The organism is Pseudosulfitobacter koreensis (assembly GCF_024733015.1).
Taxonomy (GTDB): domain Bacteria; phylum Pseudomonadota; class Alphaproteobacteria; order Rhodobacterales; family Rhodobacteraceae; genus Pseudosulfitobacter; species Pseudosulfitobacter koreensis.
The window spans coordinates 1-24,723 of sequence record NZ_JANKJG010000015.1 but is presented as its reverse complement, the minus strand read 5'-3'; the positions used below and the strand labels follow the sequence as shown (position 1 = coordinate 24,723).

The 24,723-nt window shown below is 60.2% G+C and carries 31 protein-coding genes and 1 tRNA gene; 13 read left to right on the top strand and 19 right to left on the bottom strand.

From position 1 onward, the window contains the following. Nucleotides 1–14: 14 nt before the first annotated feature. Both NTA49_RS16115 and NTA49_RS16110 read left to right on the top strand, forming a co-directional pair. Complete coding sequence (locus NTA49_RS16115) at nucleotides 15–1,001, top strand: lysophospholipase (protein ID WP_258295836.1); 987 nt, start codon at nucleotides 15–17, stop codon at nucleotides 999–1,001. Then, the gene (locus NTA49_RS16110; RefSeq protein WP_258295835.1) at nucleotides 991–1,758 is read left to right on the top strand and encodes a squalene/phytoene synthase family protein; all 768 of its coding nucleotides are present in this window, start codon (nucleotides 991–993) and stop codon (nucleotides 1,756–1,758) included. Before NTA49_RS16115 ends, NTA49_RS16110 begins: the two co-directional genes overlap by 11 nt. 16 nt (nucleotides 1,759–1,774) lie before the next feature. Here the strand turns inward: NTA49_RS16110 and NTA49_RS16105 are convergent, their stop codons facing one another. Then, entirely contained in the window at nucleotides 1,775–3,049 is a 1,275-nt protein-coding gene (locus NTA49_RS16105) for an MFS transporter (RefSeq protein ID WP_258295834.1), read from the bottom strand. A gap of 198 nt (nucleotides 3,050–3,247) precedes the next feature. On the opposite strand from NTA49_RS16105, the gene rpiB reads away from it, so the two are divergent. The 6 genes from rpiB (at nucleotide 3,248) to NTA49_RS16075 (ending at nucleotide 7,300) form a co-directional block, all read left to right on the top strand. Then, nucleotides 3,248–3,718: a ribose 5-phosphate isomerase B gene (rpiB, locus tag NTA49_RS16100; protein ID WP_258295833.1), complete on the top strand. Its 471-nt coding sequence runs from the start codon at nucleotides 3,248–3,250 to the stop codon at nucleotides 3,716–3,718. Nucleotides 3,719–3,733: 15 nt separating this feature from the next. Next, the gene (locus NTA49_RS16095; RefSeq protein WP_258295832.1) at nucleotides 3,734–4,471 is read left to right on the top strand and encodes a precorrin-6A/cobalt-precorrin-6A reductase; all 738 of its coding nucleotides are present in this window, start codon (nucleotides 3,734–3,736) and stop codon (nucleotides 4,469–4,471) included. After that, nucleotides 4,468–5,112, top strand: coding sequence for a DNA-3-methyladenine glycosylase family protein (locus tag NTA49_RS16090; protein WP_258295831.1), 645 nt, complete (start codon nucleotides 4,468–4,470; stop codon nucleotides 5,110–5,112). The genes NTA49_RS16095 and NTA49_RS16090 overlap by 4 nt, the downstream gene beginning before the upstream one ends. Beyond that, nucleotides 5,109–5,774 carry an alpha/beta hydrolase gene (locus NTA49_RS16085; protein WP_258295830.1) on the top strand — a complete coding sequence of 222 codons (666 nt, stop codon included), beginning with the start codon at nucleotides 5,109–5,111 and terminating at the stop codon, nucleotides 5,772–5,774. The genes NTA49_RS16090 and NTA49_RS16085 overlap by 4 nt, the downstream gene beginning before the upstream one ends. 91 nt (nucleotides 5,775–5,865) lie before the next feature. Beyond that, nucleotides 5,866–6,474 (top strand): hypothetical protein, encoded by a 609-nt coding sequence (locus NTA49_RS16080; protein WP_258295829.1) that lies wholly within the window; start codon nucleotides 5,866–5,868, stop codon nucleotides 6,472–6,474. A gap of 241 nt (nucleotides 6,475–6,715) precedes the next feature. Beyond that, a complete protein-coding gene (locus tag NTA49_RS16075) occupies nucleotides 6,716–7,300 on the top strand; it encodes an HNH endonuclease (RefSeq protein ID WP_258295828.1) in 585 nt (194 codons plus the stop codon). Nucleotides 7,301–7,342: 42 nt separating this feature from the next. Here NTA49_RS16075 and NTA49_RS16070 read toward each other — a convergent pair whose 3' ends face one another. After that, the gene (locus NTA49_RS16070; protein WP_258295827.1) at nucleotides 7,343–8,389 is read right to left on the bottom strand and encodes an ornithine cyclodeaminase; all 1,047 of its coding nucleotides are present in this window, start codon (nucleotides 8,387–8,389) and stop codon (nucleotides 7,343–7,345) included. 11 nt (nucleotides 8,390–8,400) lie between these two features. Next, entirely contained in the window at nucleotides 8,401–9,324 is a 924-nt protein-coding gene (gene rocF, locus NTA49_RS16065) for an arginase (RefSeq protein ID WP_258295826.1), read from the bottom strand. Between the two features lie 108 nt (nucleotides 9,325–9,432). Here rocF and NTA49_RS16060 point away from each other — a divergent pair, with 108 nt between their 5' ends. Next, nucleotides 9,433–9,858 (top strand): Lrp/AsnC family transcriptional regulator, encoded by a 426-nt coding sequence (locus NTA49_RS16060; RefSeq protein ID WP_258295825.1) that lies wholly within the window; start codon nucleotides 9,433–9,435, stop codon nucleotides 9,856–9,858. Here NTA49_RS16060 and NTA49_RS16055 read toward each other — a convergent pair. Further along, nucleotides 9,855–10,313, bottom strand: coding sequence for a disulfide bond formation protein B (locus NTA49_RS16055; RefSeq protein ID WP_258295824.1), 459 nt, complete (start codon nucleotides 10,311–10,313; stop codon nucleotides 9,855–9,857). The genes NTA49_RS16060 and NTA49_RS16055 overlap by 4 nt on opposite strands. Further along, nucleotides 10,310–10,888: a YqaA family protein gene (locus tag NTA49_RS16050; RefSeq protein WP_258295823.1), complete on the bottom strand. Its 579-nt coding sequence runs from the start codon at nucleotides 10,886–10,888 to the stop codon at nucleotides 10,310–10,312. The genes NTA49_RS16055 and NTA49_RS16050 overlap by 4 nt, the downstream gene beginning before the upstream one ends. Nucleotides 10,889–11,023: 135 nt before the next feature. Between NTA49_RS16050 and NTA49_RS16045 the strand changes: the two genes are divergently transcribed. Then, nucleotides 11,024–11,107: transfer RNA gene (locus tag NTA49_RS16045), tRNA-Leu, on the top strand. An 86-nt stretch (nucleotides 11,108–11,193) separates the two neighbouring features. On the opposite strand, the gene NTA49_RS16040 is transcribed toward NTA49_RS16045, so the two are convergent. From NTA49_RS16040 to NTA49_RS16005, 8 genes are all read right to left on the bottom strand, one after another. Further along, nucleotides 11,194–12,279 (bottom strand): tyrosine-type recombinase/integrase, encoded by a 1,086-nt coding sequence (locus NTA49_RS16040; protein WP_258295822.1) that lies wholly within the window; start codon nucleotides 12,277–12,279, stop codon nucleotides 11,194–11,196. Beyond that, nucleotides 12,266–12,478, bottom strand: a complete 213-nt coding sequence (locus tag NTA49_RS16035) for a helix-turn-helix domain-containing protein (RefSeq protein ID WP_258295821.1) — start codon at nucleotides 12,476–12,478, stop codon at nucleotides 12,266–12,268. The genes NTA49_RS16040 and NTA49_RS16035 overlap by 14 nt, the downstream gene beginning before the upstream one ends. Nucleotides 12,479–12,962: 484 nt before the next feature. Further along, nucleotides 12,963–13,406, bottom strand: coding sequence for a hypothetical protein (locus NTA49_RS16030; protein WP_258295820.1), 444 nt, complete (start codon nucleotides 13,404–13,406; stop codon nucleotides 12,963–12,965). An 86-nt stretch (nucleotides 13,407–13,492) separates the two neighbouring features. Next, nucleotides 13,493–13,921: a hypothetical protein gene (locus NTA49_RS16025; protein ID WP_258295819.1), complete on the bottom strand. Its 429-nt coding sequence runs from the start codon at nucleotides 13,919–13,921 to the stop codon at nucleotides 13,493–13,495. 450 nt (nucleotides 13,922–14,371) lie between these two features. Beyond that, on the bottom strand, nucleotides 14,372–15,691 hold the full coding sequence (locus NTA49_RS16020; protein ID WP_258295818.1) for a hypothetical protein: 1,320 nt from the start codon (nucleotides 15,689–15,691) through the stop codon (nucleotides 14,372–14,374). Between the two features lie 37 nt (nucleotides 15,692–15,728). Next, on the bottom strand, nucleotides 15,729–17,834 hold the full coding sequence (locus tag NTA49_RS16015; protein WP_258295817.1) for a tyrosine-type recombinase/integrase: 2,106 nt from the start codon (nucleotides 17,832–17,834) through the stop codon (nucleotides 15,729–15,731). A gap of 27 nt (nucleotides 17,835–17,861) precedes the next feature. Next, complete coding sequence (locus tag NTA49_RS16010; protein ID WP_258295816.1) at nucleotides 17,862–18,089, bottom strand: helix-turn-helix domain-containing protein; 228 nt, start codon at nucleotides 18,087–18,089, stop codon at nucleotides 17,862–17,864. A 149-nt stretch (nucleotides 18,090–18,238) separates the two neighbouring features. Continuing rightward, entirely contained in the window at nucleotides 18,239–19,045 is an 807-nt protein-coding gene (locus NTA49_RS16005; RefSeq protein ID WP_258295815.1) for a hypothetical protein, read from the bottom strand. A 275-nt stretch (nucleotides 19,046–19,320) separates the two neighbouring features. Here NTA49_RS16005 and NTA49_RS16000 point away from each other — a divergent pair, with 275 nt between their 5' ends. Both NTA49_RS16000 and NTA49_RS15995 read left to right on the top strand, forming a co-directional pair. After that, nucleotides 19,321–19,533 carry a hypervirulence associated TUDOR domain-containing protein gene (locus NTA49_RS16000; RefSeq protein ID WP_258295814.1) on the top strand — a complete coding sequence of 71 codons (213 nt, stop codon included), beginning with the start codon at nucleotides 19,321–19,323 and terminating at the stop codon, nucleotides 19,531–19,533. Between the two features lie 56 nt (nucleotides 19,534–19,589). Next, on the top strand, nucleotides 19,590–19,880 hold the full coding sequence (locus NTA49_RS15995; RefSeq protein WP_258295813.1) for a DUF488 domain-containing protein: 291 nt from the start codon (nucleotides 19,590–19,592) through the stop codon (nucleotides 19,878–19,880). A 407-nt stretch (nucleotides 19,881–20,287) separates the two neighbouring features. Here NTA49_RS15995 and NTA49_RS15990 read toward each other — a convergent pair whose 3' ends face one another. From NTA49_RS15990 to NTA49_RS15970, 5 genes are all read right to left on the bottom strand, one after another. Beyond that, nucleotides 20,288–20,671 (bottom strand): DUF1127 domain-containing protein, encoded by a 384-nt coding sequence (locus NTA49_RS15990; protein ID WP_258295812.1) that lies wholly within the window; start codon nucleotides 20,669–20,671, stop codon nucleotides 20,288–20,290. A 282-nt stretch (nucleotides 20,672–20,953) separates the two neighbouring features. Then, nucleotides 20,954–21,262: a DUF6522 family protein gene (locus tag NTA49_RS15985; protein WP_258295811.1), complete on the bottom strand. Its 309-nt coding sequence runs from the start codon at nucleotides 21,260–21,262 to the stop codon at nucleotides 20,954–20,956. A gap of 1 nt (nucleotide 21,263) precedes the next feature. Further along, nucleotides 21,264–21,716, bottom strand: a complete 453-nt coding sequence (locus tag NTA49_RS15980) for an Rrf2 family transcriptional regulator (RefSeq protein ID WP_258295810.1) — start codon at nucleotides 21,714–21,716, stop codon at nucleotides 21,264–21,266. Nucleotides 21,717–21,954: 238 nt separating this feature from the next. Further along, nucleotides 21,955–22,356 carry a group III truncated hemoglobin gene (locus NTA49_RS15975; protein WP_258295809.1) on the bottom strand — a complete coding sequence of 134 codons (402 nt, stop codon included), beginning with the start codon at nucleotides 22,354–22,356 and terminating at the stop codon, nucleotides 21,955–21,957. 2 nt (nucleotides 22,357–22,358) lie between these two features. Next, complete coding sequence (locus tag NTA49_RS15970) at nucleotides 22,359–22,514, bottom strand: hypothetical protein (RefSeq protein ID WP_258295808.1); 156 nt, start codon at nucleotides 22,512–22,514, stop codon at nucleotides 22,359–22,361. Nucleotides 22,515–22,596: 82 nt separating this feature from the next. Between NTA49_RS15970 and NTA49_RS15965 the strand changes: the two genes are divergently transcribed. Beyond that, nucleotides 22,597–23,025 carry an RrF2 family transcriptional regulator gene (locus NTA49_RS15965; protein WP_261368375.1) on the top strand — a complete coding sequence of 143 codons (429 nt, stop codon included), beginning with the start codon at nucleotides 22,597–22,599 and terminating at the stop codon, nucleotides 23,023–23,025. 138 nt (nucleotides 23,026–23,163) lie between these two features. Here the strand turns inward: NTA49_RS15965 and NTA49_RS15960 are convergent, their stop codons facing one another. Continuing rightward, entirely contained in the window at nucleotides 23,164–24,315 is a 1,152-nt protein-coding gene (locus NTA49_RS15960; protein WP_258295806.1) for an HPP family protein, read from the bottom strand. Nucleotides 24,316–24,723 lie beyond the last annotated feature (408 nt).

Below are 24,723 nucleotides of genomic sequence, written 5' to 3'. Positions count from 1 at the left end.
AAGCGAGCAGGGCAATGTTACTGGATATTCTCTTTTGGGTCGTTGCCGTCGCGGGTGCTGCGGTGCTGGTCGCCCTTGGGCTGATCCTGTCCGAGCGTGAGGTCGCGATGCCGGGCGAGGGGGATCTGGGGGTGGACCTGTCCAAAGAGCTGGCGCGCGGCATGGTGGATCTGCCGCCTGCCCACGAAGTCGAGATGCGCGATGGCTTTGCCCTGCACTGCCAGTGCTACGGGGCGGAAGGGCGCGACGTGCCGCTGGTCGTGCTGATCCACGCCTCCAGCTTTTTCGGGATGCAGATGCACGGGCTCGCGCAATCGCTGGCAGGGGACGCGGATGTCGTGGTGCCCGATCTGCGCGGGCACGGGCTTCATCCGGGACGGCGCGGCGATGTGGATTATATCGGACAGATGGAGGACGATCTGGCCGATCTGATCGCGGCAGTGGCCCGGCCCGGACAGAAGGTTGTTCTGGGAGGTCATTCGCTGGGCGGCGGTCTGGTCGTGCGGATGGCGGGCGGTGCCCATGGCGGGCTGATCGACCATGCGGTTCTGCTGGCTCCGTTCCTCAATCACTTTGCCGCCACTACCCGGCGCAAGACCGGCGGCTGGGCACGGGTGATGGTGCGCCGCACGATCGGGTTGAACATGCTAAACGCCATCGGTATCCGGGCACTGAACCACCTGAGTGTGGTGCAATTCAACATTCCGCGCCAGGTGCAGGACAAGCCGGGGGGCCATCTGACCTGCAAGGCCTATTCCTACCGGCTCAGCGCCTCTTACGGTCCGCGCATGGATTTCAGACGGGACATCGCGGCCCTGCCGCCCTTTGCCGTGATCGTGGGGACGGCGGACGAGACGTTCTACGCCGAAGCCTATGCGCCGCTGATGCGCGCCGTCACCGACAAGGGCCTCTATCACATGGTGCCGGATGTAGGACATATGGGCATCGTGGATACCCCGCAAACTGCCAAGCTGATCCGAGAGGTGATCCATGCCCTTTGATGCCGACCTGACCGCCTGCGCCGCATTGGTCGAGCGGGCCGACAACGACCGGTTCCGCGCCGCGATGGCAGCCCCCGTTGCCGCGCGCCCGGTGCTGTTTGCGCTCTATGCGTTCAACGTCGAGGTGGCGCGCGCCCCTTGGGTCACGAAGGAGGCGATGATTGCCGAGATGCGGTTGCAATGGTGGCGTGATGCGCTTGAGGAAATCGCCGAGGGCGCTCCGGTGCGCCGACACGAGGTCGTGACACCGCTGGCAGGCGTGCTTAATCCGCAGGCGGCAAGGGCACTTGACCGGCTGGTGGCTGCGCGCCGCTGGGATATTTACCGCGATCCATTCGAGGATGCGGAACATTTCGACGCCTATCTGGCGGACACCTCCGGTGCGCTGATGTGGGCGGCGGCGCAGGCGCTGGGGGCGAAGGATGATGCCGAAGAGCCGGTGCGCGCGTTCGGTGCCGCCACGGGTCTGGCGCGGTTTTTGCAGGCGGTGCCCGAGCTTGAGGCGCAAAAGCGCATTCCGCTGGTCGATGGCCGGGCAGAGGGTATTTCAGCACTTGCCGAGGGCGCGCTGGCCGCGATGCCGTCGCGCAATGCGCTGCGCCGCTCGGTCGGCAAGGACGCGCAGCCCGCGCTGATCGAGGGGTTTCTGACACGCAACCTGCTGCAGCAGGCCGCCCGCGCCCCGGCGCGCGTGGGGGCGGGGGCGCTTCAGGTCAATCCGGCGCTGCAATCGCTGCTGCTCTGGCGGTGGTCGTGATTGGCAGTCGTGATCGCTAGATCGTTGCTTCCTTCGGGCGCAGCATCAGCCAGATCAGCGATCCGCCCGCCAGCACCAGAAACGGCACCATCGCGATATTGACCGCGGCCCAGCCTTCGACCGCGCTGCCCCCCGAACAGTTCATCAACCCGCCCGAGGCCAGCGAGGCCATAGTGACGCCGCCAAAGACCAGCAGATCGTTCAGGCCCTGCATCCGCCCACGCTCATGCGGCAGATGCGCGCCCGACAGCATCGTGGTCGCCCCGATAAAGCCGAAGTTCCAGCCCAGCCCCAGCAGGATCAACGCGATGAAGAAATTCGCCAGGCTGACGCCCATCAGTGCCACCACACCGGCAGCAGCCAGAATGGCGATGCCCAGTCCCATGATCTTTTCCACGCCGAAGCGGTTGATAAGGTGGCCGGTAAAGAAGGACGGTGCGAACATCGCCAGCACGTGCCCGGTGACCACGTTCGACGCGATGTTGATGAATTCCACCCGCTGCTCGGCCTGGGTGAGCCCCGCATGCTCGGAGGCTGGCAGCAGATCGCCCGACAGCCCGCAGCCCACGACGGCAAGGGGCGTCGAGGTCATCACGAGGTTCATCAGCGCATAGGATACCGTGCCGCAGATCACCGCGACGGCGATGCGCGGTGTGCGCAACAGCTCCATCCGGCTGCGGCCCTTCGGTGCATCCAGTTCGGGCACCGGCGGCTTGGGGATGTCGATGAACAGAAACAGAAGCGATCCGACCAGGTTGACCGCGATCACCGCCATATAGGTGCCAAGGAACGGGATCACATAGGCGTCGGCGGTCAGCTTCACCACCTGCGGGCCTATGACCGCAGAGACCAGACCACCGGCCATCACGTAAGAGATCGCCTTGGGGCGGAAGGTGTCAGAGGCGGTGTCGGCGGCGGCAAAGCGATAGAATCCCTGGGCCGACATGTAGATGCCGGTGAGGAAGCTGCCTGCAAGGAAGATCGGGAACGACCCGAGGTAAAGACCATAGGCCCCGACGATCCCGCCCACCGCACCGCCCGCAGCGCCCACAAAGAATCCGGTGCGACGGCCAAAGCGTTGCATGATCGCAGACACCGGCGTGGCCGACAGCATCGAACCCAGAACGATCAGCGATATCGGCAGCGTGGCAAAGCAGATGTTGGAGGCCAGCGATTGCCCCGCCAGCCCCGCCACCACGAAAATCATCGGCATCTGGCTGCCCAAGAGCGCCTGCGCGCAGACCAGAACGGCCACATTGCGTCTGGCCCGGCTGTCATTTGAATCTGTCATTTGCAGATGCGTAAACCTGAACACCGGGCGCGGCAAGCGCTTGTACGTACACGGCTATGGCCTGGGCTGCGGCGCTGCGCTGAGACGTCGCGGCGCAACGGTGCGATTCAGCGGCTGCGCAGCTTTGGGCGCTGTGCTATCAGCGGCGTATCGTCAAATTCCACACGCCACCACCATCCGACCGGGAACGCTTCTCTCATGACACACACCAAACGTATCGTCCTTTCCAGCGACCACGCCGCCATCGAGTTGCGCCAGACCATCGCCGCACATGTCGCCGATCTGGGCTGGGAGGTGGTCGATATCGGCCCGGTCACGCCGGAAAGCACTCATTATCCTTTGCACGGCAAGGCTGCCGCCGAACGCGTCGCCTCGGGCGATTGCCGCTTTGGCATCATCCTGTGCGGCACGGGGCAGGGCATCATGATGGCCGCGAACAAGGTTCCGGGCATCCGCTGTGGCGTGTGTTCCGATACATTCTCGGCCCGGATGATCCGCCAGCACAATGACGCCAACATGCTGTCACTGGGCGTGCGCGTGCTGGGCGAGGGGCTGGCGCTGGAGATCGTCGATGCGTTTCTGACTGCAGAATTCGAGGGTGGACGCCATGCCACGCGCGTGGACATGATCGAGGCGCAAGAGACGCAAGAGGCTGGACTGATGGCTTAGACCAGAGGCGCCCGCATGGACCGACCGGCACATGATGTGAACATTCTGCTGCTGGGCGGCGCGGGCGAAACCGCGCAGGTTCTGTCGTTGCTGCGCGCGCGGGGTGTCTCGGTGCGCGTGGTTTCAAACGGTGCGTCGCATCAGGGCGTTGCGTCTGACCTGGCCGATGTCACACTGGACCGGGCCGGTATTGCGGCGGCGCTGCATTCAGGCCGCTTTACCCATCTTCTCGATGTGAGCCACGGCTTTGCCGGGCAGATCAGCATCGACGCGGCAGCGGCCTGTGCCGATGCGGGCCTGCCCTATGCCATGCTGCGCCGCCCGGCATGGCGCGCGCAGCTGGGGGACGACTGGACCGACGTGCCGGATATCAACGCGGCGGCGTGCGCGATTGCGCCATATTCAAGCGTCTTTACCAACGTCGGGCGGGCGTTGCTGCCTGCCCTGTGCGGGTATCAAGGTCAGCTTTACGTGCGCCAGACCACGCGGCACGACGCGCCCCCGCCTGCTGACAACATGCGCTTTGTCTTTGGCACGCCGCCGTTTTTGCATGAGGGCGAGGTTGCCTTGCTGCGTGATCTGGGGGCCGAGGCGGTTCTTTATCGCAACACCGGCGGTGCGGCGTCCGAGACCAAGGTGACGGCGGCCCGTGCGTTGGGGCTGGCGATGGTGATGCTGGCCCGCCCAGCGGCACCCAAGGGCATGCATCTGCCGGATATTGCTGCCGTTTCCAGCTGGCTCGATACGCTGTGATCGGACCCGCGGGCATAGGACGCATCATCGAAACCGATGCGGACGTGGCCGAAGGGGCCGCGTGGCTGGCCGCTTCCGATCCGCGTATCGCGCAGGCATTGGCGCAGACCGGCCCGCTGCCGCTGCGCCGCCGCGCTGATGGTTTCGCGCAACTGCTGTCGGCGATCGTCAGCCAGCAGGTCAGCACCGCCTCTGCCGCCGCGATCTGGGCGCGGATGGAAGACGCGGGGCTGACCCGCGAGACCGCCGTGCTGGCAGCGGGCGACGATGGCCTGCGCGCCGTGGGTCTAAGCCGACAAAAGATTGCCTATGCACAGGCGCTGGCCGCTGCCGACATCGACTATGCCGCCCTTCGCGAGGCCCCGGATGCGCAGGTCATCGCGACCCTGATCGCGGTCAAGGGCATCGGCGTCTGGACTGCGGAAATCTATGCGATGTTCAGCCTGGGCCGCGCGGACGTCTTCGCCCCCGGCGATCTGGCCCTGCAAGAGGCGGCGCGGGTGCTCTACGATCTGCCCCAGCGCCCCACGCCAAAGGCATTGCGCATCATGGCCGAGGCCTGGAGCCCGTGGCGGTCGGTTGCGGCGCGCTGTCTCTTTGCGTACTACCGAATTGCAAAAGGCAGGGAAGGGATCACATGACACGTGTTTTGAAATCGCAGCGCCGCGAACCGACATCGGGCGAGGTCCGCTCGGCCTTGGTGTTTCTGCATGGCTACGGTGCCAATGGGGCCGATCTGCTGGGGCTGGCCGATCCGCTGTCGGAGCATCTGCCCGACACGCTGTTCGTATCGCCAGATGCGCCCGAGCGGATCGACGGCATGCCCAACGCGTTTCAATGGTTCCCGATCCCATGGATCGACAATTCCAGCGAGGAAGAGGCCGAACGCGGGATGAATGCCGCCGTCGAGGATCTGAACGCCTACCTCGATGCGCTGATGGTCGATGAAGATCTGATGCCTGAACAGGTCGCGCTTTTCGGGTTTAGCCAAGGCACGATGATGGCCCTGCACGTCGCCCCGCGCCGCGAGGACGCGCTGGCCGGTGTGGTGGCGTTTTCGGGCCGTCTGCTGAACCCCGAGGCGTTGGTCGATGACGTCGTATCGCGCGCTCCGATCCTTCTGGTGCACGGTGATCAGGACGACGTGGTTCCCCCGCAGTCGCTGCCACAGGCCGCCGAAGCCTTGCAGGAGGCCGGCTGGAAGGACGTCTTTGCACATGTGATGAAGGGCACGGCCCATGGTATCGCGCCCGATGGTCTGAGCATTTCACTGGCGTTTTTGCGCGACAAGCTGGGATTTTAGCCAAGGGTGGTATCTTAACACTATTTTTCAACAAGATTTTGTGCCTGACTGAACCCCAATCAAAGAAGGGCAACGGCAACAGGGGCAGAACATGTTGAACACACGCGCAAAATCCGCCTTGCGGCGGGCAGTTATGGCAATCTCGGTCGTGCTGGGGGCACAGCTTTACGCACCCTCAGCCTCGGCCAAACGCAGCACCGGTGATTTTGTTCCGCCGGTCACGCTGGAAAAAGAGCTGGGGCGCAAATTTGTCCTGCGCATGGCTGGAATGCCCGATGGCATCGGGCAGGCAATGATGCGGATCGACGCCGCCGACCAGGCGATGAACAACCGCCAGCCTGTGTCCGATCTGTCAGGTGCCGATGTCTGGGTGGTGGGTCTGGAGGACTGGCATCAGACCGATTGGCTGAAGGACAGCCCCTGGCACGCGCTTTTCGCCGCTCGGTTGAGCGAAAGCCCCGAAACCTCGCTGTTCCGGTCGTTTCAGTGGCGCGTGCACACCGGCCAGCATATCGACGTGCATTTCGTGAACCTGTCGCAAGTGAGCGAAGTGCCGCCCCTGTGCCTGGCCCTTGCGGTCTATGATCTGAGCCGCGAGGTGATGCCCGAACTGCGCCTGAACGGCAGCGCCACACGGTCGGCACGGGCGCGAAAATGCATGCGCGAGGGCTGGAGCGACATGCCTGTCGCCAGCAAGTAGGGGTGATTCGACCGTCCCAATGGCGGTGTCTCGCCTGCGTTGCGGTCCACAGGCGCCCCGTTTTGTAACGGTAGCGTGAAATTTCGGCCCCTTGAACGCTTCGAACATCTAGTGGCAAAAACCGGACTTGTCAGATGCTTGCTACGAGATATAGTCAAATTCAGCAGGCGGGAGCACAGGCTCTGACCCGATACTGCCAGACGCGGATCGGGTGCCACATCGGGTGAGGATGATTGCACCAATGGACGGCGACTTCAGAACGGAATTCACACGCGCTCCGGGCGCGCTGAAACAGCATCCGGCACTGGTGCTGAATGCGGATTACAGGCCTCTCAGCTACTACCCCTTGTCGCTGTGGCCCTGGCAGGAAGCGGTCAAGGCGGCCTGGCTCGACCGGGTGGACATCGTCGCCGTATACGACGAGGTGGTCCGAAGCCCCAGCACGGTGTTCAGGATACCGTCGGTTGTCGTCCTCAAAGATTATGTCAAACCTCAAAAGCGCGTGGCCTTCACGCGCTTTAATTTATTTCTGAGGGATGAATTCCGCTGCCAGTACTGCGGGGCAAAGGGCGACTTGACCTTTGACCACGTGGTGCCGCGCGCCAGCGGTGGCGTGACCAGCTGGCAGAACGTGGTGGCGGCGTGCAGTCCGTGTAACCTCAAGAAGGGGTCAAAGGCGCTGCACCGCACCGGCATGGCCCTGCGCAAACCACCCCGTCAGCCCGCCGCAGAAGAACTGCGCAACATGGGCCGCAAGTTCCCGCCCAACCACCTGCACGAAGCGTGGATGGACTTCCTCTATTGGGATGCGGAACTGGAAGCGTAAGGGCGGTTCTGCCCGGCGGCCTGATGCCGGGCTTTGACTGCCTCAGCCATTCGACCTTTGCAGCATTCCGAACAGGTCGCGCGGGTCGTCCGGATCGGCCAGCAGGTCGAGCGGGTGGAAATAAGCGGTGCCCTTGATCTGGTCGCGCACATAGCGCAGTGCGCTGAAATCCTCGGTCGCAAAGCCCACGCTGTCGAACAACGTGATCTGCGCTTGCGATGTGCGTCCCGGTTTTGCCCCGCTCAGCACTTCCCAGAACTCGGTCACGGGATGATCCGCATCCAATTGCTGGATCTCGCCCTCGACACGGGTCTGCGGCGGAAATTCCACAAAGATATCAGACCGCTCAAGGATCGCGGGGGCCAGCTCCGTCTTGCCCGGGCAATCGCCGCCGATGGCGTTGATGTGCACACCGGCGCCCACCATGTTGTCGGTCAGGATCGTCGCATATTGCTTGTCCGCCGTGCAGGTCGTCAGGATCTGCGCGCCCTCGATGGCCTCTTGGGCGCTGGTGCACGACACCACGGTCAGACCGCTGCCCGCCAGATTGGCCGCACATTTCGCCGTTGCCTTGTGGTCGGTGTCATAGAGCCGGACTGTGTCGATGCCCACGATGGCCTTCATCGCGATGCTTTGAAATTCGGATTGCGCGCCATTGCCGATCATCGCCATAGTGGTGGCCCCCTCGGGTGCGAGCACCCGCGCCACCAGCGCCGAGGTTGCGGCAGTGCGCAGCGCGGTCAGCATCGTCATTTCCGACAACAGCACCGGATAGCCCGTCGCCACGTCGGCCAGCAGGCCGAAGGCGGTGACGGTCTGCAATCCGTCGGCGGTATTCTTGGGGTGGCCGTTCACGTATTTGAAACCGTAAACCTCGCCGTCCGAGGTTGGCATCAGTTCGATCACGCCTTCTGCGGAATGGGACGCCACGCGGGGGGATTTGTCGAACAGCTCCCAGCGGCGAAAGTCGGCTTCGATATAGTCGGCCAGACCTTGCAGGGCAGCTTCGATGCCGATGTGGTGGATCAGTTGCATCATGTGATCAACGGATACGAAGGGCACCAGGGCCTTGTCGGAAGGGGTCAGCATGTGGGCTCTCCTTAGCTGAATGCGCGTGTGGGGCGGTCAAAGATGCGGCGGCCGAGGGCAGAGGCGGTCAGCTCGACCATCAGCTGCGCAGTGCGGCCGCGGTCATCCAGAAACGGGTTCAGTTCGACCAGGTCGAGCGAGGTCATCAGGCCGCTGTCGTGCAGCATCTCCATCACCAGATGCGCCTCGCGCACGGTGGCGCCGCCCGGAACGGTAGTGCCTACAGCGGGCGCGACCGACGGATCAAGGAAATCGACATCCAGCGAGACGTGCAAATGGCCGCCTGCTGCATGGACCTTGTCCAGGAAGGCGCTGAGCGGTCCGGCAATCCCGTGTTCGTCGATGGCTCGCATATCGATATAGGTGACATCTGTGTCCTGCAGCGCCGCGCGTTCCTCCGGATCGACCGACCGCAGGCCCAGCATGCAGATGTTGTCATGCGGCACCGGATAATCGACCACCGGAAAGCCGTCAAAGCCGGGCAGACCTGCAAGATAGCCCATCGGCGTGCCATGCAGATTGCCCGACCCGGATGTCTGCGGCGTGTGGTAATCCGTATGTGCGTCCAGCCACAGCACGAACAGAGGCTTGCCTGCGGCGGCGGCATGGCGGGTGGCTCCCAGCACGGTGCCAAGCGCCACCGCATGATCGCCGCCCATGAAGATCGGGAACCCGTCTCTGAGCGCGGCTTCGCTGGCATTGGCCAGGCTTTCGGTCCAGGCGATTGTTTCGGCAAGTTTGTGAATGCGGTCATGCGGGATCGGATCGACGGGGGCAGGGGTGACGTTGCCACGGTCCTGCACTGTGTGTCCCAGTGATCGCAGCGCCCCCGCCAGATCGGCGGTGCGATAGGCGTCGGGGCCCATCAGGCACCCGGTGCGACGTTTGCCGCAGTCCATCGGTGCCCCGATCAAAATGCAGTTTTGCGTGGTCATGGCGGTTCTCCTGTCTGGCTTGGACAAGAGGTATTGCGCGAAACGGGTCATCGACAAGCGAACAAATTGATCGTATTGGGTGCCGATTGATCAAAACGGAATGACAATATGGACGATATGGACAAGCGGCTGATTGCCGCCCTGCGCCACGACGCGCGCGCGTCGCTGTCAGATCTGGCCGCCGGTCTGGGCGTCACCCGGACCACGGTGCGCGGGCGCATCGAAAAGCTGCAGGCGCGCGGCGATATCCTTGGGTTCTCGGTTGTCCTGCGCGAGGACGCTCTGCAAGACCCGGTGCGCGGACTGATGATGATCGGGATCGAAGGGCGCGGCACCGAGCGGATTATCCGCCAGCTTCAGGGCATGAGTGCCGTGCGCCACATCCATTCGACCAATGGCCGCTGGGACGTGATCATCGAGATCGGCACTGAAACTCTGGAGAGTTTTGACAGGGTTCTGTTCGAAATCCGCCGTCTGGAGGGGATCGTCGCATCCGAAACGTCACTGCTGCTGTCGACGCGCAAGTCGTCCTAGGCGCGGCGCAGCGCCATCAGCCAGCACCCGACCAGCACAAACGAGATCACCGCGTTCCAGCCCGCCATCGACAGACCGGCCAGTTGCCACACGATGTCATCGCAGCGGGTCAGCGGCGCGCTCATGATCTGGTCCAGCAGCGCATCGGTGCTGAGCCCCGATATGTCACCCGACGTGCAGGTGGTCGGACCCTCCCACCATTTCCATTCGACGCCCGCATGATAGACGCCGAACGCCCCCGTCGTGGCAGCACTCAGCGCGCCCGCGAGGATCAGCAGGCGGTTAGGCATCCACAGCGCGATGGCACCGATCACTACCGCGATCACATGGGGATAGCGCTGCCAGTAGCACATCTTGCAGGGGTGGAATCCGCCCAGATACTGAAACCCAAGCGCGCCCAACATCAGCGCCGCCGAACCCAGCGTTGCGATCGCGATCCAGTGGCGCTGCGTCATAGATACCTCGTGGCGAAGAAGCCTCCTGCCAGCAGCAGAAGGCATAGCGTGAACATAAGCCCCAGGCGGCGTTCGATAAAATCACGAATGGGTGCGCCGAACTTCCACAGCAATCCGGCGACGACAAAGAACCTGATGCCGCGCGCCAGGATCGACGTGGTGATAAAGACGCCCAGCGGCATGCCGGTCCAGCCTGACATGATCGTGATCACCTTGAACGGGAAGGGCGTGATGCCCGCGGCCAGAACCGCCCAGAACCCCATGTCGTTGAACCGCGTGCTGAATTCCGCCATCGCATCGCCCTTGCCCAGAGCGGCAAGGATCGGCTGGCCCAGCTGCTCGAACGCCAGCGCGCCGATGGCATAGCCCAGAATGCCGCCCAGAACCGAGGCGATCAGAGCGACCAGTGCGATCAGCCAGGCCCGCGATGGGCGGGCGATGATCATCGGGATCATCAGCACGTCGGGCGGGATAGGGAAAACCGAGCTTTCGATGAATGCGATGAACGCCAAAAGCCACAGCGCGTTGGGGTGGTCCGCCATGCGCAGAACCCAATCGTATAATGTCCGTATCACCTGTGGCCCTCGTTGCGGGTGTTTTGTTGTCCAAGACCATGCAGGACAAATTCCGTCAAGACCATGGTGCGCGGCGCCCCGGTGCAAAAAGCCTCTGGACGCGTGCAAGAGTGCACGGTAAACGGCCTGTGTGAGGCCCAAGTGGCGGAATGGTAGACGCAGGGGATTCAAAATCCCCCGCCGCAAGGCGTGCCGGTTCGAGTCCGGCCTTGGGTACCACCCTGTTTTTTCAGGGTTTTTCGCAAAGTTTTCGATTCTGACATGAAGCGATTTTGGGCTGACTCCCACACCGGACTCCCACATCATCACATTGACCGCCGCATTTGCGCCGTGCGCGACATCTCCTTACGACGTGCTTCCTTGCGGTATTTTGCTACCATTTCAAGGCTCTGACCGGTAACAGATTGGATCTCAGCATCAGAGCATCCGGCTTCAGCCAACTCCACGCATGCGCGCTTTCGTAATCCATGAAGGCTGTATTTCCTTGCATTGTCGTCATGGAATTCAGACAGGTCGTCGAGGGTTTCGCGCCATGCTCTGAATTCTTTTTCGACTGAACTATACGACAACGGACTTGTGTCAGATTTCGGCAAAACGTGCTGCGAACCTGTCTTCAAGCTATCGATCAGTGATCTCAGATTTTCTGGGCAATAAATGGGAAAGGAACTATCGCCCTTTTCATCAACGACCGTCACCCATTCTCCTTGGAATGCGGTTCTGGGCATCGCAACCGCCGCTGATGGTCTCTGACCTGTACCACGGATAAGCCCACCAGCAATCCTAACGACTTGGGGAGCATCATCCAGTGCATCCAGCATCCAGTCAGGCCAGGCTCGAAATTCTCTCTGCGCACCATACTTTTCCATACGTGCTGCTGGGTTGTCACCAAGCGGCCAATCCAGTTGATTCTTCGCAAAATTCCATAAAATGGATACCGACTGCAGCATCCAGTCTGCTGCGCGGGGTGTTTCGGACATCGCGATATGTTTCTTTCTTATTGCTTGGCGCGTCGTCGCCGACATCGATTTGCCTGCATTTTTGTCGAGTATTTTTTCAAATTCGCGATTGTAGGACTTTTTCGTACCCAGCGAGAGCTTCTTTTGGATCTTTGCGTCTGCCCGCCACTCCTTGATGCAGTTAGCCCATGTGTGCTTTGCAGCCTTGACTTGGCTCTGATGCCGACCAGCCTCTGCCGCCCAATATTCATCATCAAGTGTCTTGGCGTCGCCACACCAATTGAGCTTGATTGCTCGCTCTTTCCGTTTGCCGGTTGCATCGGTCCAGGTGATGCGATGATACGGAACCCATTCACCGCCGCTCCTTGGCCAAACCCATTTCAAACGCTCCCGAGCTATTTTGGGCTTCGGTGGTCGTTTCTTACTCGAAGTCATCGTTGTCTCCAGGCTTTCCGGCAAGGCCCATCATGATCGCTTCAAGATCAGCTACCCTCCACCTTGTGGTTCCACCGATTTCCTTGGGCGGTGGTAATGCACCGCGGTCGACCAACCTGCGAAACTCAGACGCGGGCATGTCGAGCATAGCGGCTGCCGTCGTGTCTTTGACCGCAATCGGTTGTGGACGTTGTTGCATCTATGATCTCCGTTGTTTGGAGATCGGGAATTGGGTTCGATCATTTTCGTGGGGGAACGAAAAAGGAAGAAATATAGCGGCAGCCAAAATTTGGGACCCTGGGCTATGATCGGGAGCCCTCATCGAAACCAGTCTCTTGGGTCCGTCTGGTTGCTGCATTTTCTACCCCTGATTTTCGCCGGTCGTTCATTCACAGCTGCAAAATTGGCTGATCAGAGCAAACCGGAAGGAAATACTTTTTTGAAGTCAGACTGAGGTGTGCTGAAGGCATTGAGGACGCTCGGCGTCGACTGTCTTACGGTGCGGGCACAGCATTCTCTGGGGTGGGCCCATGGTTAATCAAGATGCAGGCAAACAAGGCCAACAAGCCGATGGTTAGCGCCGTGGTGAACACCGCTTTTGGTTATCAGACCAACGCTCGAAAGGGCCGAAAAGGCCCAATAAAAAATTGCCCAGCGACATTGAATCGCTGGGCATTGCGGCTTCAGAGGCGATCCAACTTCGTAATGAGAAGTTGATGCGCCGCTAAATGATCGAACAGCGCGGCTCGAACATCTGAGAATTGTTCGAACATGCCTTTCAGCTTGATAAGCTCTTCGCCGCGTTCAGTATAGATTGGTACTTCCCGCGTTTCGCCAATCGGACCGCATTCATCGTAATCAGTGGGAAAAAACCGGGTTTCGTGGCTTGCAACCTCACGAGCAATATCCGCTTCGAGTATCTCGCGGACGGCAATCAGGCCACCGGCATCTGCATCGTGCAAGGGCTGGCGGTCGTGCAGTCTTGAAAGCGCGCGCGCCACGAAAGCAGCATCCTTTGCGTTCCCGCCCAAGTGCATAGCCTTCGCCGCTTCTGCGACTTCTCGGCCAAAGCGCACAGCGTCGACGGCCAGCTCGTCGAGTGTCTTTGGTTCTGTTTGGTTAGACATGTCCAGATCTCCTGGTCTCTGGCCGATCCCCGCGGTCGACCTTCAAGTTAGCCGACCCAGTAGGGTCGGCCATATCGTCACTCCGCTTAGGCAGCGTCTGCTTTGGATGTCAGATGGGCGTGCAGGAGACGCGGCTCCACGTTAACCGCTTCAGAGATCTGCTGAAGTAAGGCTTCGAGCGCTTCCGCAAGAAAGCAGATGTCGTCGACGACTGATGAGTCTGGATCGATTTCGCTGAAGAGCGCTGTCTCGATCCTCTCCGGATCGCCGACGTACTCGAGGGTCAGCAGCCTGTGCAAATCAACCAGCTGACGCCTCTGGACATGGGACAGTCTGCATGCTTCCTGCACTGCTGCCATCAGAATGAACACTCGTCTACTGGCGGCTGCTCCTCCAAGCATGTGTGCGGCCTTTGCCAGTGCGGTTCCGTGTTTTCTTAAGAATGTTCGAACCGCGGCGAGGTCCGTCAATCGCGCGACGGCAGTTGCTGTGGTCGGTTTCGTATGGATTGTCATTGGGTGTTGTCTCTCGGTTGGGCTGCGCCAATTTCGGCAGCGTCAAGCGCCCGCTTCCTCCTTCCTCTGTCTTGGGCGTGTTGTGGATCGGTCCTCGGCAGCAGCAAGAGGGTTTATCCTGACCGATCAGTTTTCAATACGGCGTTTGTGTTTTTGTCCGCCGCGCTCTCAGAAAGAGGAGCGCGGCGGACAAAAAACACGACGCCACAACTCATTCTGCGTTCTTTCCCACATCCAAAAATATGCCATCCAAAGCATTTATATCGAAAAGTTGAACGTTATCCCTCTGGCCAGCAGCGGTCTCAGGAAGTTGAGGTGATGGACGGAAAAAGTTGAGAAGGGTAGGCAATCACCCCATGCGGGTGATGCCACCCCGTTTTCAACCCGATGCGGAAATTGCGGAAATTGCGGCGGCACGCAGCGGTGGACGGGGCCTGAACCGGATCTGCGTCACAGCGCGAGATCCGTCGGCGTAGTGCGGCAACTGTCGATATAGTCCCCGAACTCGGCAGCCACTTTTGCTGCGGTTGAATGGTCGTAGTGATCGCCTGTGCCGATGTCGGCATGGTCGAGCAGCGCCTTCGTCGCGAGGCGACCGCCCACCAAGTTCTCAGCTGCATCAGTGCCCACATTGTCCCGCAACCGATGGATCGGGATGCGCACACCGAATTCCTTATCGGTGATCTCCGCGGACAATTGTCCGATCCGACCTTCGCTGATCGATTGCCCCGGCGCATGAACGGACGGGAAGAGACACGCACCTTCGTCGAAGAGCGGCCGGTAACTGCGACGATATTCTTCCAGTGCCGCCACGAGGCGTGCATTGTGCCACACGATGTCGAAGGGGTCGCCGGCCTTTTGGTCCTCGCGTCTCTTCAACATCCGCGCCGGGATTCGGACATGCAGGCGATCAGGCTGCTCGACCCATAGAGTGGTTCCGGCCTCGAGCGCCGAGAGTGCGCGTGCCCGCTGCGGCAAGGCCGTGCCCAAGACCAAGATCAACCCGTTGCGGAAAATTGTTGCCGCTCGGACACCGCGCACGGATTTGCTCCGCGCTTCCTCGATCTGCCGAAATCCCAGGTCGTAGATCGCAACGGCGCCGACAAGCTGGTTCCCGGTCTTCGTCGGCGAGCCGCCCGCTCTGCCCTTCTCGCGCCAGTAACGGCAGACAAACTCCCGCGCGGACGACACAGCTGAGGGCGCTATGATCGCCAGCCCCGCCTTGATCCGCGAGAGATAATCCGCGGCCGCCCTGACTGAGACACCATGCTCGGCATTGGCCGGATCTGTCAGCCAAAGCGCGTAGCAATGCAGGTCCGACCCGGAGGGAACCAGGGCGACACCGCGACTGCGCGCATATTCGACGTAGCGGCAGAGCGCAGTCGTAACCGCCCCAAGGTAATCGGAACTCAGAATGGGGAGGCCTGACTTAGTTTGGCCTGCCTCGGAACGCTCGGCAACTGCTCGCAAAGAGGTCTGCCAATCCGCCGGAAGGCGATCGATGACGGTGCTGGCCATCTTCCATCGGCTGACCTTGGGCGCTTTCGGCGCGACACGCGCCTTCCGCAGGACGATGGCGAAGTGGCTTGTCCGCTCCGGGCCCCATGTCTCGGCGGCCACCTGTTGCAGATACGCAAATTCCTGGAAAGCGGCGTCACCGACCGCCGCCATCCGCTCGCGCAGATGCTCGGTCAGTGCGCTGATCCCGGGAACGGGTTGCGTGGGCTCGCCGGACCGGACGTCGGCGAGCATGGCGAGATGGGCGTTCATGCTTATTCTCCTATCCGTGCGCATCGATCAGGGCGCTCTACGCAGCTCTGACCTTGCCGGTGCTGGACTTGTTGTTGAGATGTTCGTTCCAGGCGTCGAAAACCAAGCTCGGATCGAGCTCGGCATAGTAGTCGATCGTTGTCGGGAGGCTCGCGTGCCCCAGCATTCTCTGGACCTTTGGCAGGTTATCGATACTTTGCTTCAGCCAGATCCACCCGATCAGATGGCGGTAGAGGTGCGGGTTGATCCTGCTGCCGACCTTGTCGTTGAGAATGCGGGTGACCCGCTTGAGGACAGTCTTGTAGGGCTGCCCGGCCTTCTCTTTCCGGACTTGTGCGGGGAAAAGGTAGGGGTTCCGATCATCGCCGCTGACGAGACATTTCGCCCGCACCGTATCGAGATAGGACCTCAAAAGCTTGCTCTGTCGTCCGTTGAGAAACAGCGTGAGGTCATCGTCATCCGGACCGCGCATTTTCACATGCAAGGCCGGAACAGTGATACGCGCCACTTCTCCTCGCCAACTGATCCAGTCCAGCCGAGCATTGATCAGGTTATCGCTGCGCGGCGCATTGCGGAGCAGGATCTCGTGCGCGATCGCAGCCATGATGTTCCGCCCGAGCTCGGCGTCGATCACATCGACGCGGGAGGGCAGCACGCCATGCTTCTTCCGGTGGGCCACCCGTCGCCGGTCGATCTCAGCGTTCACGTCAGTGATGATCACGTCGCCCAGGTCGATGGTGCGTTGGATGCGCTGATCATCGAATTCGCGAAGCTTTGCCTTGTTGCGCGGTGCAATGCCCCTGCGCTTGCGGTCGTGGATCTTGATCAGCTTCTTGATCCGCTTCAGATCCTTCTTCGATCGGCACTGAAATTCCTTGGCGATCTTCCGCGCACATTTCAGAACGCTCCCAAGATAGCTGCTTGAGAATTCGCCGACATTGGCATCCCTGATGCCATCGGCGGCGGCGTGCAGGAAGTCCGGGTCGAGCAGTTCCTCCAATGATTCAGGCACGATGTCGAGGGTCGCGACCATTGATTTCGCCAACGACGCAATGTAGCCACGCCGGGTTTTCAGCGTTCTCGCCGACCACTTCTGCTTGTCAGTTAGGAACCCGTTCTGTGCCAGCAAGTCGTCATCCGACCATGTGTCCTCGACCGGCTTCTGGCCGGGGCGCGCGGCGTTCTCCGCCCGCCGCTTCTTCAAAAGCGCCTTCTTTACGGAAACCGATGTTTCGCACTTATCCAATTCCTGGATGAACGCAGCAAGCGGCTGACCTGTCCGGGATACTTCCCCAATTGCCCACGGCGCCACATCGCGATCGAATTCCATCATGACCTCGGAGACGACTTCGTCCGCAACGCCGTATTTACCAGCATACTTTTCGAAGGGGGTCTCGACGGGACAGAAACCAAAGGGCTGCAACAGTTCTATCCTGCGGGCGTCCTTCAAGAACTTGGCGACTTCAATGACATGTTGCCGACACTTCTCCTCACTCTTCGACGAAGTCTCCATACGCTCCGCATAGTAGGCTGCGAGCGTATCCGTCGTTACTTCCGGGACCAGTATTTGCTGGTCATGCAAGAACACCAAGAAAGGCCGTGCGACACCGACTTGCCATTCCCGAAGATCGCATTCCTTGGCGGAGATTGCCGCGAGAATTTCCGCATGCGTCCCGGTCAGATCGCGGGAACCACGCTTCCGATTGCGCATGGCTGAGCTGTTGACGATCTCGATCGCTTCGGAAGAGTAAGTGGCGTAGCTGCCCTTTGTCAGGTTGAATTCCGCGGCCCGGTGGTCCCGGAGGAACTCAATGACGTCACGGCGGCACACGATTGTGATCTCGGGAACCCACTTGGCGACGCGGGTCAACCAGCGCACCCTTGTCGCCTTGCGTTTTTCCCCCTCTGCGTCGAACCGCGCGATGAGATCCGCGTAGTAGACCGGCGGATGATCCAGGCATTGAAAAAGATCGATTCCCGTCGTGCGTGACAGGGCAGTGAGGGTCGTCGCGCGGGGTCTCAGGCCGGGAATCCGCAAAATGTCGGACACCACTTTCTCCCCAAGACCGGAGCGGAGTGAGAGACCGCGCTTGGATTCCTGGTTTGCTTCGAGGTATTGCTTCAGAGTTTCGGCAAGGGTCATAGGTTTTCTCCTGAACTGGCGACCGGCTCACTCGAGCTCGAGGTCCGGCCTTCCAACGTCAGGCCGGGCTCGAAGCTCGAAGACCGCGAGCCATTCGTCTTTGATCTGCCAGGATTTTCCCAGTTTGACGGCCTGCAACTTCACCAGACCGTCCGGGGTCGGACAGCCCTTATTGATCCAATCGCGGATCGTGTGCGGGTCGCGCTCGAATATCTCGCCCAGCTTTTTGGCTGAGTAGTATTTTGGTGCCGACATGGTTTCCTCCGTTGTTGGCCACGGGGAATTAGGAAGGTTCGGAGGTGAACCAAAAAATGCCCAAAATGGAGCGGCTCTGTTCGCCGCTTGCACCAGGAAAAGTTCATCGGGATTGTGCTCAAAGCGAGTATTCAGATCACCAAATAAGATTACGCGCTATCGGAGATCTGATGGTTCAACCCCAAGTCGTCCGCTTCAACAAGATCAGCGCGGGCATCACGAGCCACCTTGGGGTCGAACTTCATCTTGCCGGTTCGATCCACTCTCCAGACGGCTCTTGGGCGCGTAAACTTCATGTAGGCGTGGAAGTGCCAACGTGCAGCTGGATGGATCATCCGCACCCTGAAGTGCTCCGGCTCCGGCGCGTCCTCGCGCAGTTCGAGTGCTGTGAAGCAAATCCAGTCCAACACTTTTGCGACTGTTTCCAGAGTCTTGGTCAGCCGACGCAAATTCGCTTCCTCCGATACCCGGAAGTCGTAAGGGAGAATGAACTGCGGCGCTCTGGACCCTCTTCGCTTTTGCGCGTTTAAGTAGACGCCGATCTGAAAAGTCGAGCGGAAGTGACCGAGTTCCTCCAGGTCGACGAGCACATAGTTACTCGTGTTTCGGATGCGCATCTCTTCCCAGACCAACGCGCTGCACTGCCCTTGCAGCTTCGTATCCCTGTTCAGCAGGGCGACGTATTCGACCAAACCTGAAGTGCTCAAAGCGCGGGCAGCGTCGCGGATCTCGCGTGCGCTGTTGCTCCCCTTGGGACCGACGCGTTCCCGAAGGTCCGCACAGCTTGCCCAGAGGACCGGGCTAACCTCAGGGCTGTTCGGACCGCAGACCCCGCGAAGATCGAGCTGGTGCAGCATTGAGATGAGGAGACGAAGCGTCGGTGCCCCAAGGTCGAATGAAAGAACCGTTTTAGCAAGCGGCGACGGGATCATGACCTTTCCGTTGTCGAGCGGCATGATAAACCTCCTGCTGCGGTGTGGAGGCGGAATATTGGTGTGATCGCACCCACGCAAAAATGTCGCGCGACCCTGCGGTGTTGTCGACGCTCATATTCCGACAACCTTGTTTTGGCCATTTTCGGGAAAAAATGGCCATTTCACAAGTTAAGGGCGGCCATTCATGTAATTCGCGCCGAGTGGCTATATTTGCCTGCCCGCCCCGCATCTACTGGTTTTTGACGCTTTGAAGGGAACATGGGTCCATGTGTTTAGAAGGAAAAAGGAGAAAACAAATGGCAAAATATTCGAAAGGCGATAACGTAAGCTGGAATTCCGAAGCGGGTCGCGTCAGCGGCCACATCCTGAGGGTCCATGAGGCAGATTTCGACTACAAGGGGCACCGCAGGCGCGCTTCGAAAGATGAGCCACAATACGAGATTGAGAGCGACAAGACGGACCACATCGCGGCGCACAAGGAAGACGCGTTGACCCAGCCCGACTCGTGAGCGGCGGTTTCGCGATCATCGGACATTCAAACCGGCCGCAGTAGACGGTTACCGACATGCTGCGCGAGGCCGGGGTGCGAGTGGTGGTGGACGTGCGATCCTTCCCGAAATCCAAACGCAATCCCGACTTCAATGATGACGTATTTGCCGATAGGCTGGCTGAGCATCAAATTGCCTACCGGCACGTCCTGGCGCTCGGAGGTCGCAGCACACCTTGCAGCTCTTCGGTGACGGCGGCGAGGGTGAAATGGGAAGACGCAGGTTGGGTGCTGTTGCGCATCAATTCGAATGACATCTGTTTCTCCTTTGTCGAAGGGCCTCGGGCGCGTCCGAGAGATCATCAGTGATCTTTTTCGGCCACATGATCGGGTGAGCGATCAGCCTACATGGCAGCAGCCTGCGGGTCGGCGCGGAGACTGGGGCCGACCGCATTTTTCGTCACCATGTGAACAGCCGTATTGATCATTGCCATTCCCATGGCGACGTTCAGCACTGGGTTGGTCCCGTCGGTTCGGCGGACGTTCCGCGAACACTCGCGCCCTTACCGATGGCCGCCCGCCGTCTTTTTCCCAGCGCGCCAGGCATTCTTCAGTGCGCGATTGCCCGCTGTCTGACTTCGGGGTGGGCCGGAAGGTTTCAGGAAACAACTCCTCGAAATCCGCTCGACAAATCATCATTTTGCCGCTCCTTGCTTGCTGATTGAACCGATATGCGTGTTGAACGACCCGCCTCTGAATTGCCGGTGGCGCTCACCTTATGCCGAAACTTTATCTGACTTCGCCGCGCGAGATTGTTTCAGGCTCGTGCGCGCGACGTCAGGGGACACCGGGCGCATACCCAATTCACGAGTCGAAAAACTTTCGACGACACGCGGGATATCGCTGCGCTCGATCCCGATGTCGCGAAGCAGGTGATCGTCCATGCGTTGCAGGGTCGCGATCATCTTGCGTCGTTTCAAGTTGCGAAATGCAGCGCCGGCCATTCGGCGCAAGGCCCCCGGGCGCTTAGTGCTTTTTGAGGAGGAAGAAGGACGGAGAAATAGGATGTTGGGGTTGAACATGTAAGGGTGCATGACGTGCTCCATGAAAAGAGGGTGAACCAGACGTCCGCTACCCATCGAACTGGTCCATTCGCGCATACACGATGACCTGCCGCTGAGGCGCGCCCGTCAATTCCAATTGATCTGGATAAGATCGAGAAGACCCCGAGGCGCGGACAGGCAAGTAGCCCGATCCCGCCCGGGGTTACCGGCGGTTAAGTGTATTTCCCGCGTTGAGCAGGAACCTCGTATGGAGACTGAACATGGTCATGAACCTGATTTCGGCTTTCCCGGAGCGCTTATCAAGAGCGCGGCGCCGCTCTGCGACCTTCTGGCGCCACAAAGAGGTGAGTTTTGGGCAGTTCGCCTGAATTGGAGGCTCTACGCCTCCTTTTCTTTCGCAATCATGGTGGAGAGGTCAATCGGACCCGCCTTCGGCGCATGTGCGGGGAAGGTGGCACGAGACATGATCGCGCCGCTTGTGTCGACAACAAGTCGCAGAGCCCGACCGCCACAATAAAAGGTCAGCCGCCAACGGCCCGCATCGTCATCGACGCCAGTTTCGCATCGACTGGTGATCTGGCCCAGACGGAGCTTTGCCGGAACGTCGGCGGGTGGAAGATCGAACGCCGCGCCCACGATCCCGGCATCGACGACGAAACCATCGGCCAAGAGGGAAACCTCACCCATGTTACCCTCCATCTGCCACTGCGGCGACCCGCGCGGGCAAGGCGATGTCCGCCAGCGTCGATCGGTCGAGTTCGGCCAGAAAGGCGACCTCCGCGGCATGAAGCTTACCCTTCAGCCAACCAGATAGAGTGATGCAACACGACCCATCCGGTGAGAAACATTTGACCAGCGCCTGATCTCGCTCGAGGAGCTGGACGAGGTTGCCGAGACCGATTTCACCGGCAGGCCGGGCGAGCATCGCACCCCCATCGGCGCCGCGATGGGTTTGCACGAACCCATACTGCGAAAGGCACTGGATGATCTTGTTGAGATGATTGCGCAAAATGCCGAACTCATCGGTGATCTCGGTCGTCGAGAACACCCGGTTACGCGCGCTGACCATCCGCATAAGCGCGCGAAGCCCGAAGTCGGTGTAACTGGTCAGGCGCATCCTGCTCTCGCTCTGAATTAGCATCGCTCTATCCCCCTTTTGCAACACTCGCTAAGGTTGTTTCAGCCATGTCCCGGATGCAATTCGCCCTTCCTCCGATCCGCATGCACTCCCGACCAACACGGTTTGTCGGGACCCCCTAAATTTATTGTCGCCGCTATCGAAGGTCGATGAGCCGCGGTTACAAAGAAGAGACGCCTGCCATGGGGATGCGGCTTTATTCAGCCTTGTTGTCTGCAGCCTTGCCAGTGGTTTCTTCGGTTCAACCGTCGCCAAAAAAGGGAACCGGATCGGCGCTTTGGTCTTGGGGCAGGCCATAGCTGAGACCACGACCAATGCGGTGGGCAAGGGCGGACCAAGACCGCGCGAGCGATTGCGGCAATTCTTGTTCCAGAACCTCGTCGAACAGCGACAGCCAGACCGCGAAATGCTGTGATTTGACGTTGCCTGCGGCCATATGCACCTGCATCGGATTGCCATCATAGCACCGTTGCAGCAGCAGCGCATTTCGCCAAAAGCGACCGATCTTTTCCTCGTGTGCGGTCCAGTCCGAGACATGCGCCCGGAACACTGGTCCGAGAGATGGATCTGCGCGAACGCGGGCATAAAACCGAGATACGACGTGGTCGATTTGCGCTTCGGTTACGGGGATACGCGGCGGCATGGTCACACCACGATGGCCCAGACGACAACCAGGCTGAGAATCAAATAAACCAGCGTATTGATCATCCAGCGGATCAGGCCTGCGTCGCCCTCGGGGTCGACGCCCAGACGCTCGCAGGCCTTGGTGCCCGGCCAGAGAAAGACTTCAGAAAGTGTCATCAGGGGGACTCCTTAAATAAGTATTCACTTTGCGGAATATATAGCGCTTTTAATTGCGCATTGTAAATGCTAAATACCGCAGATGCAGTTGGACAAATTCACAGATTACGCCCTGCGCATATTGATAACTCTTGCAGTGCGCGCGCCCCAACGGGTGCCGACCTCGCAGATCGCGGCGCTATTTGATCTTTCTGATCATCACCTGTCCAAAGTAGCCACCCAATTGGCGCGCGAGGGCTTCGTGACCTCTGAGCGCGGGCGCAACGGCGGGCTGGTGCTGGCTCGGCCTGCCGAGCAGATCAGTATCGGAGCGGTGGTGCGGGCAATGAAGCGTGATGATGCGGTGGTTGAGTGTTTCGGCACCAACCGGTCTTGTTTGATCCTTCCCGCCTGCGGACTGCGCGCCCCACTTGCCGAGGCGCAGGAGGCTTTTTTCGCCACGCTGGATGCATACACGTTGGCGGAAGTAACGCGCGCGCGCGGAGCCTTGCAGGATTTATTGGCCATATAGCGATGCAAGTCACTTGTCATGGTTGGCAGCGCTGACATGGTCTTTGACTCGCTCGTTTTGGCTCACTTCTTTCGGCATGTGATCCATCTTTCCAACTGATCGGCACTCCCGCGACCATCTCTGTTCCGCGCGGGTCCGTCAGGCACTGCCAGCACGCGCTGCGGTTCGGGCAAGCGCGGCGACGAGATCTGTCCGGGTGACGATGCCCACGATCTTTCCATATTCTATGATGGGGACCGCATCCGTTTCTCCGTCCGCCATCATCGGCAGCAAGGCACCAACGGGTGTGTTCGTGGTGGCACGGGGCCCGGCGACGCTCATGATATCGCCAGCGTTTACCGGTTTTTCGCGGTCTGGATCCAGAAGCCGCCTGAGAGCAGCCCCGTAACGCCGATCAAGGCGTAGAGCGTCCGCTCTTGCCTGGCTGATGAGGTGCATCTGAAAAATGATACCCAAGAACTTGGTATCCGCCCCGACGACGGGCAGAGAGGTAAACCGATGCTGCTTGAAGAGGTCTGCAACCTCACCCAGTGCCGTTTCGGGACGGACCGTGACAAGGTCGCGGGACATGATGTCCTGCGCTGTGAGGGGGCCAGAGGACTGCGCGGCGGCCTGTAACTCTGCCGCACCGATCAGCCGCGCCAGGTCCTCGACGCCCAGATTGAACGACTGGCTGTAGCGTTCAAGGATACCTGTCAGTTCTTCTTCCGCGAGCCCCAGCCGTTCAGTGGGATTGCGATCTTCTGTTCTATGTCTGCTCAGGTCGTCGAACTGCCGAAATGGATAACGCCTTCCGGTGAGCCGCGCATAGGCCGTCGCGAGTAACACAAGGGCTATTGTTCCTATGGCAATGGGTGTGAGTGCAAACCAGAAACCCAACTCCGCAATCGCGTCCGGGGACATGGCGGCCGTCATGGCAACGGCACCGGCAGGGGGGTGGAGCGCGCGGCACAGGATAGTGGCAGTGATCGCGAGGCCAACCGCCAACGCGATCCGCAGAGTAGGGTCCGTTACGGATAGGCACACCGCCACTCCCACGATCGCTGCAACAGTGTTGCCGACAATCGCGGACCAAGGCTGCGCCAAGGGGGAGTTTGGTACGGCAAAAAGCAGCACGGATGAGGCTCCGAAGGGCGCAACAAGATATAGGCCCAGTTCCGGATCGACATGTGGCGACAGAAGCAACAGGCCGGTCAGTCCCAGACCGATCAGCGCCCCAAGCCCTGCACGCATGGCCTCGATGCCTGAAACGCGGGCAACGGCAGGGCCGAGTGATCTAAAAATGTGCAATCCCGAGCTCCCGTGCGTCTCGGGTGTTATGAACACAGCCAGAACTCAACGTCGAGCGTCTTGCGGTCCAATCCCGATAAGGTGGAATCAAAGTACCTCCTGAGGGGGTCAGGGCCTAACGTGCTCTCCTCCCCAAGTGCACTTTTAAGCAAATGCGGCCAAGGTCTTCCAGCTCAGAACTGATCGACCGCGGCGTGGATTCTGGAAGCTGTGTGCGGACTTCTATCTACGCTGCTTCAAGCGGGCCGTACGAACATTCTCTCGCTCTCGCCTTGTTGACGGTGTTGGTTTTCATTGAGAACTGACCCGGTAGCCCCATAAATTTTCACTGAGAATTGACCCATGTGAACACATTGCCCTGACGATTCTGATCAGGGAGATATGGAGTGATCGACATGGGATTTTTGA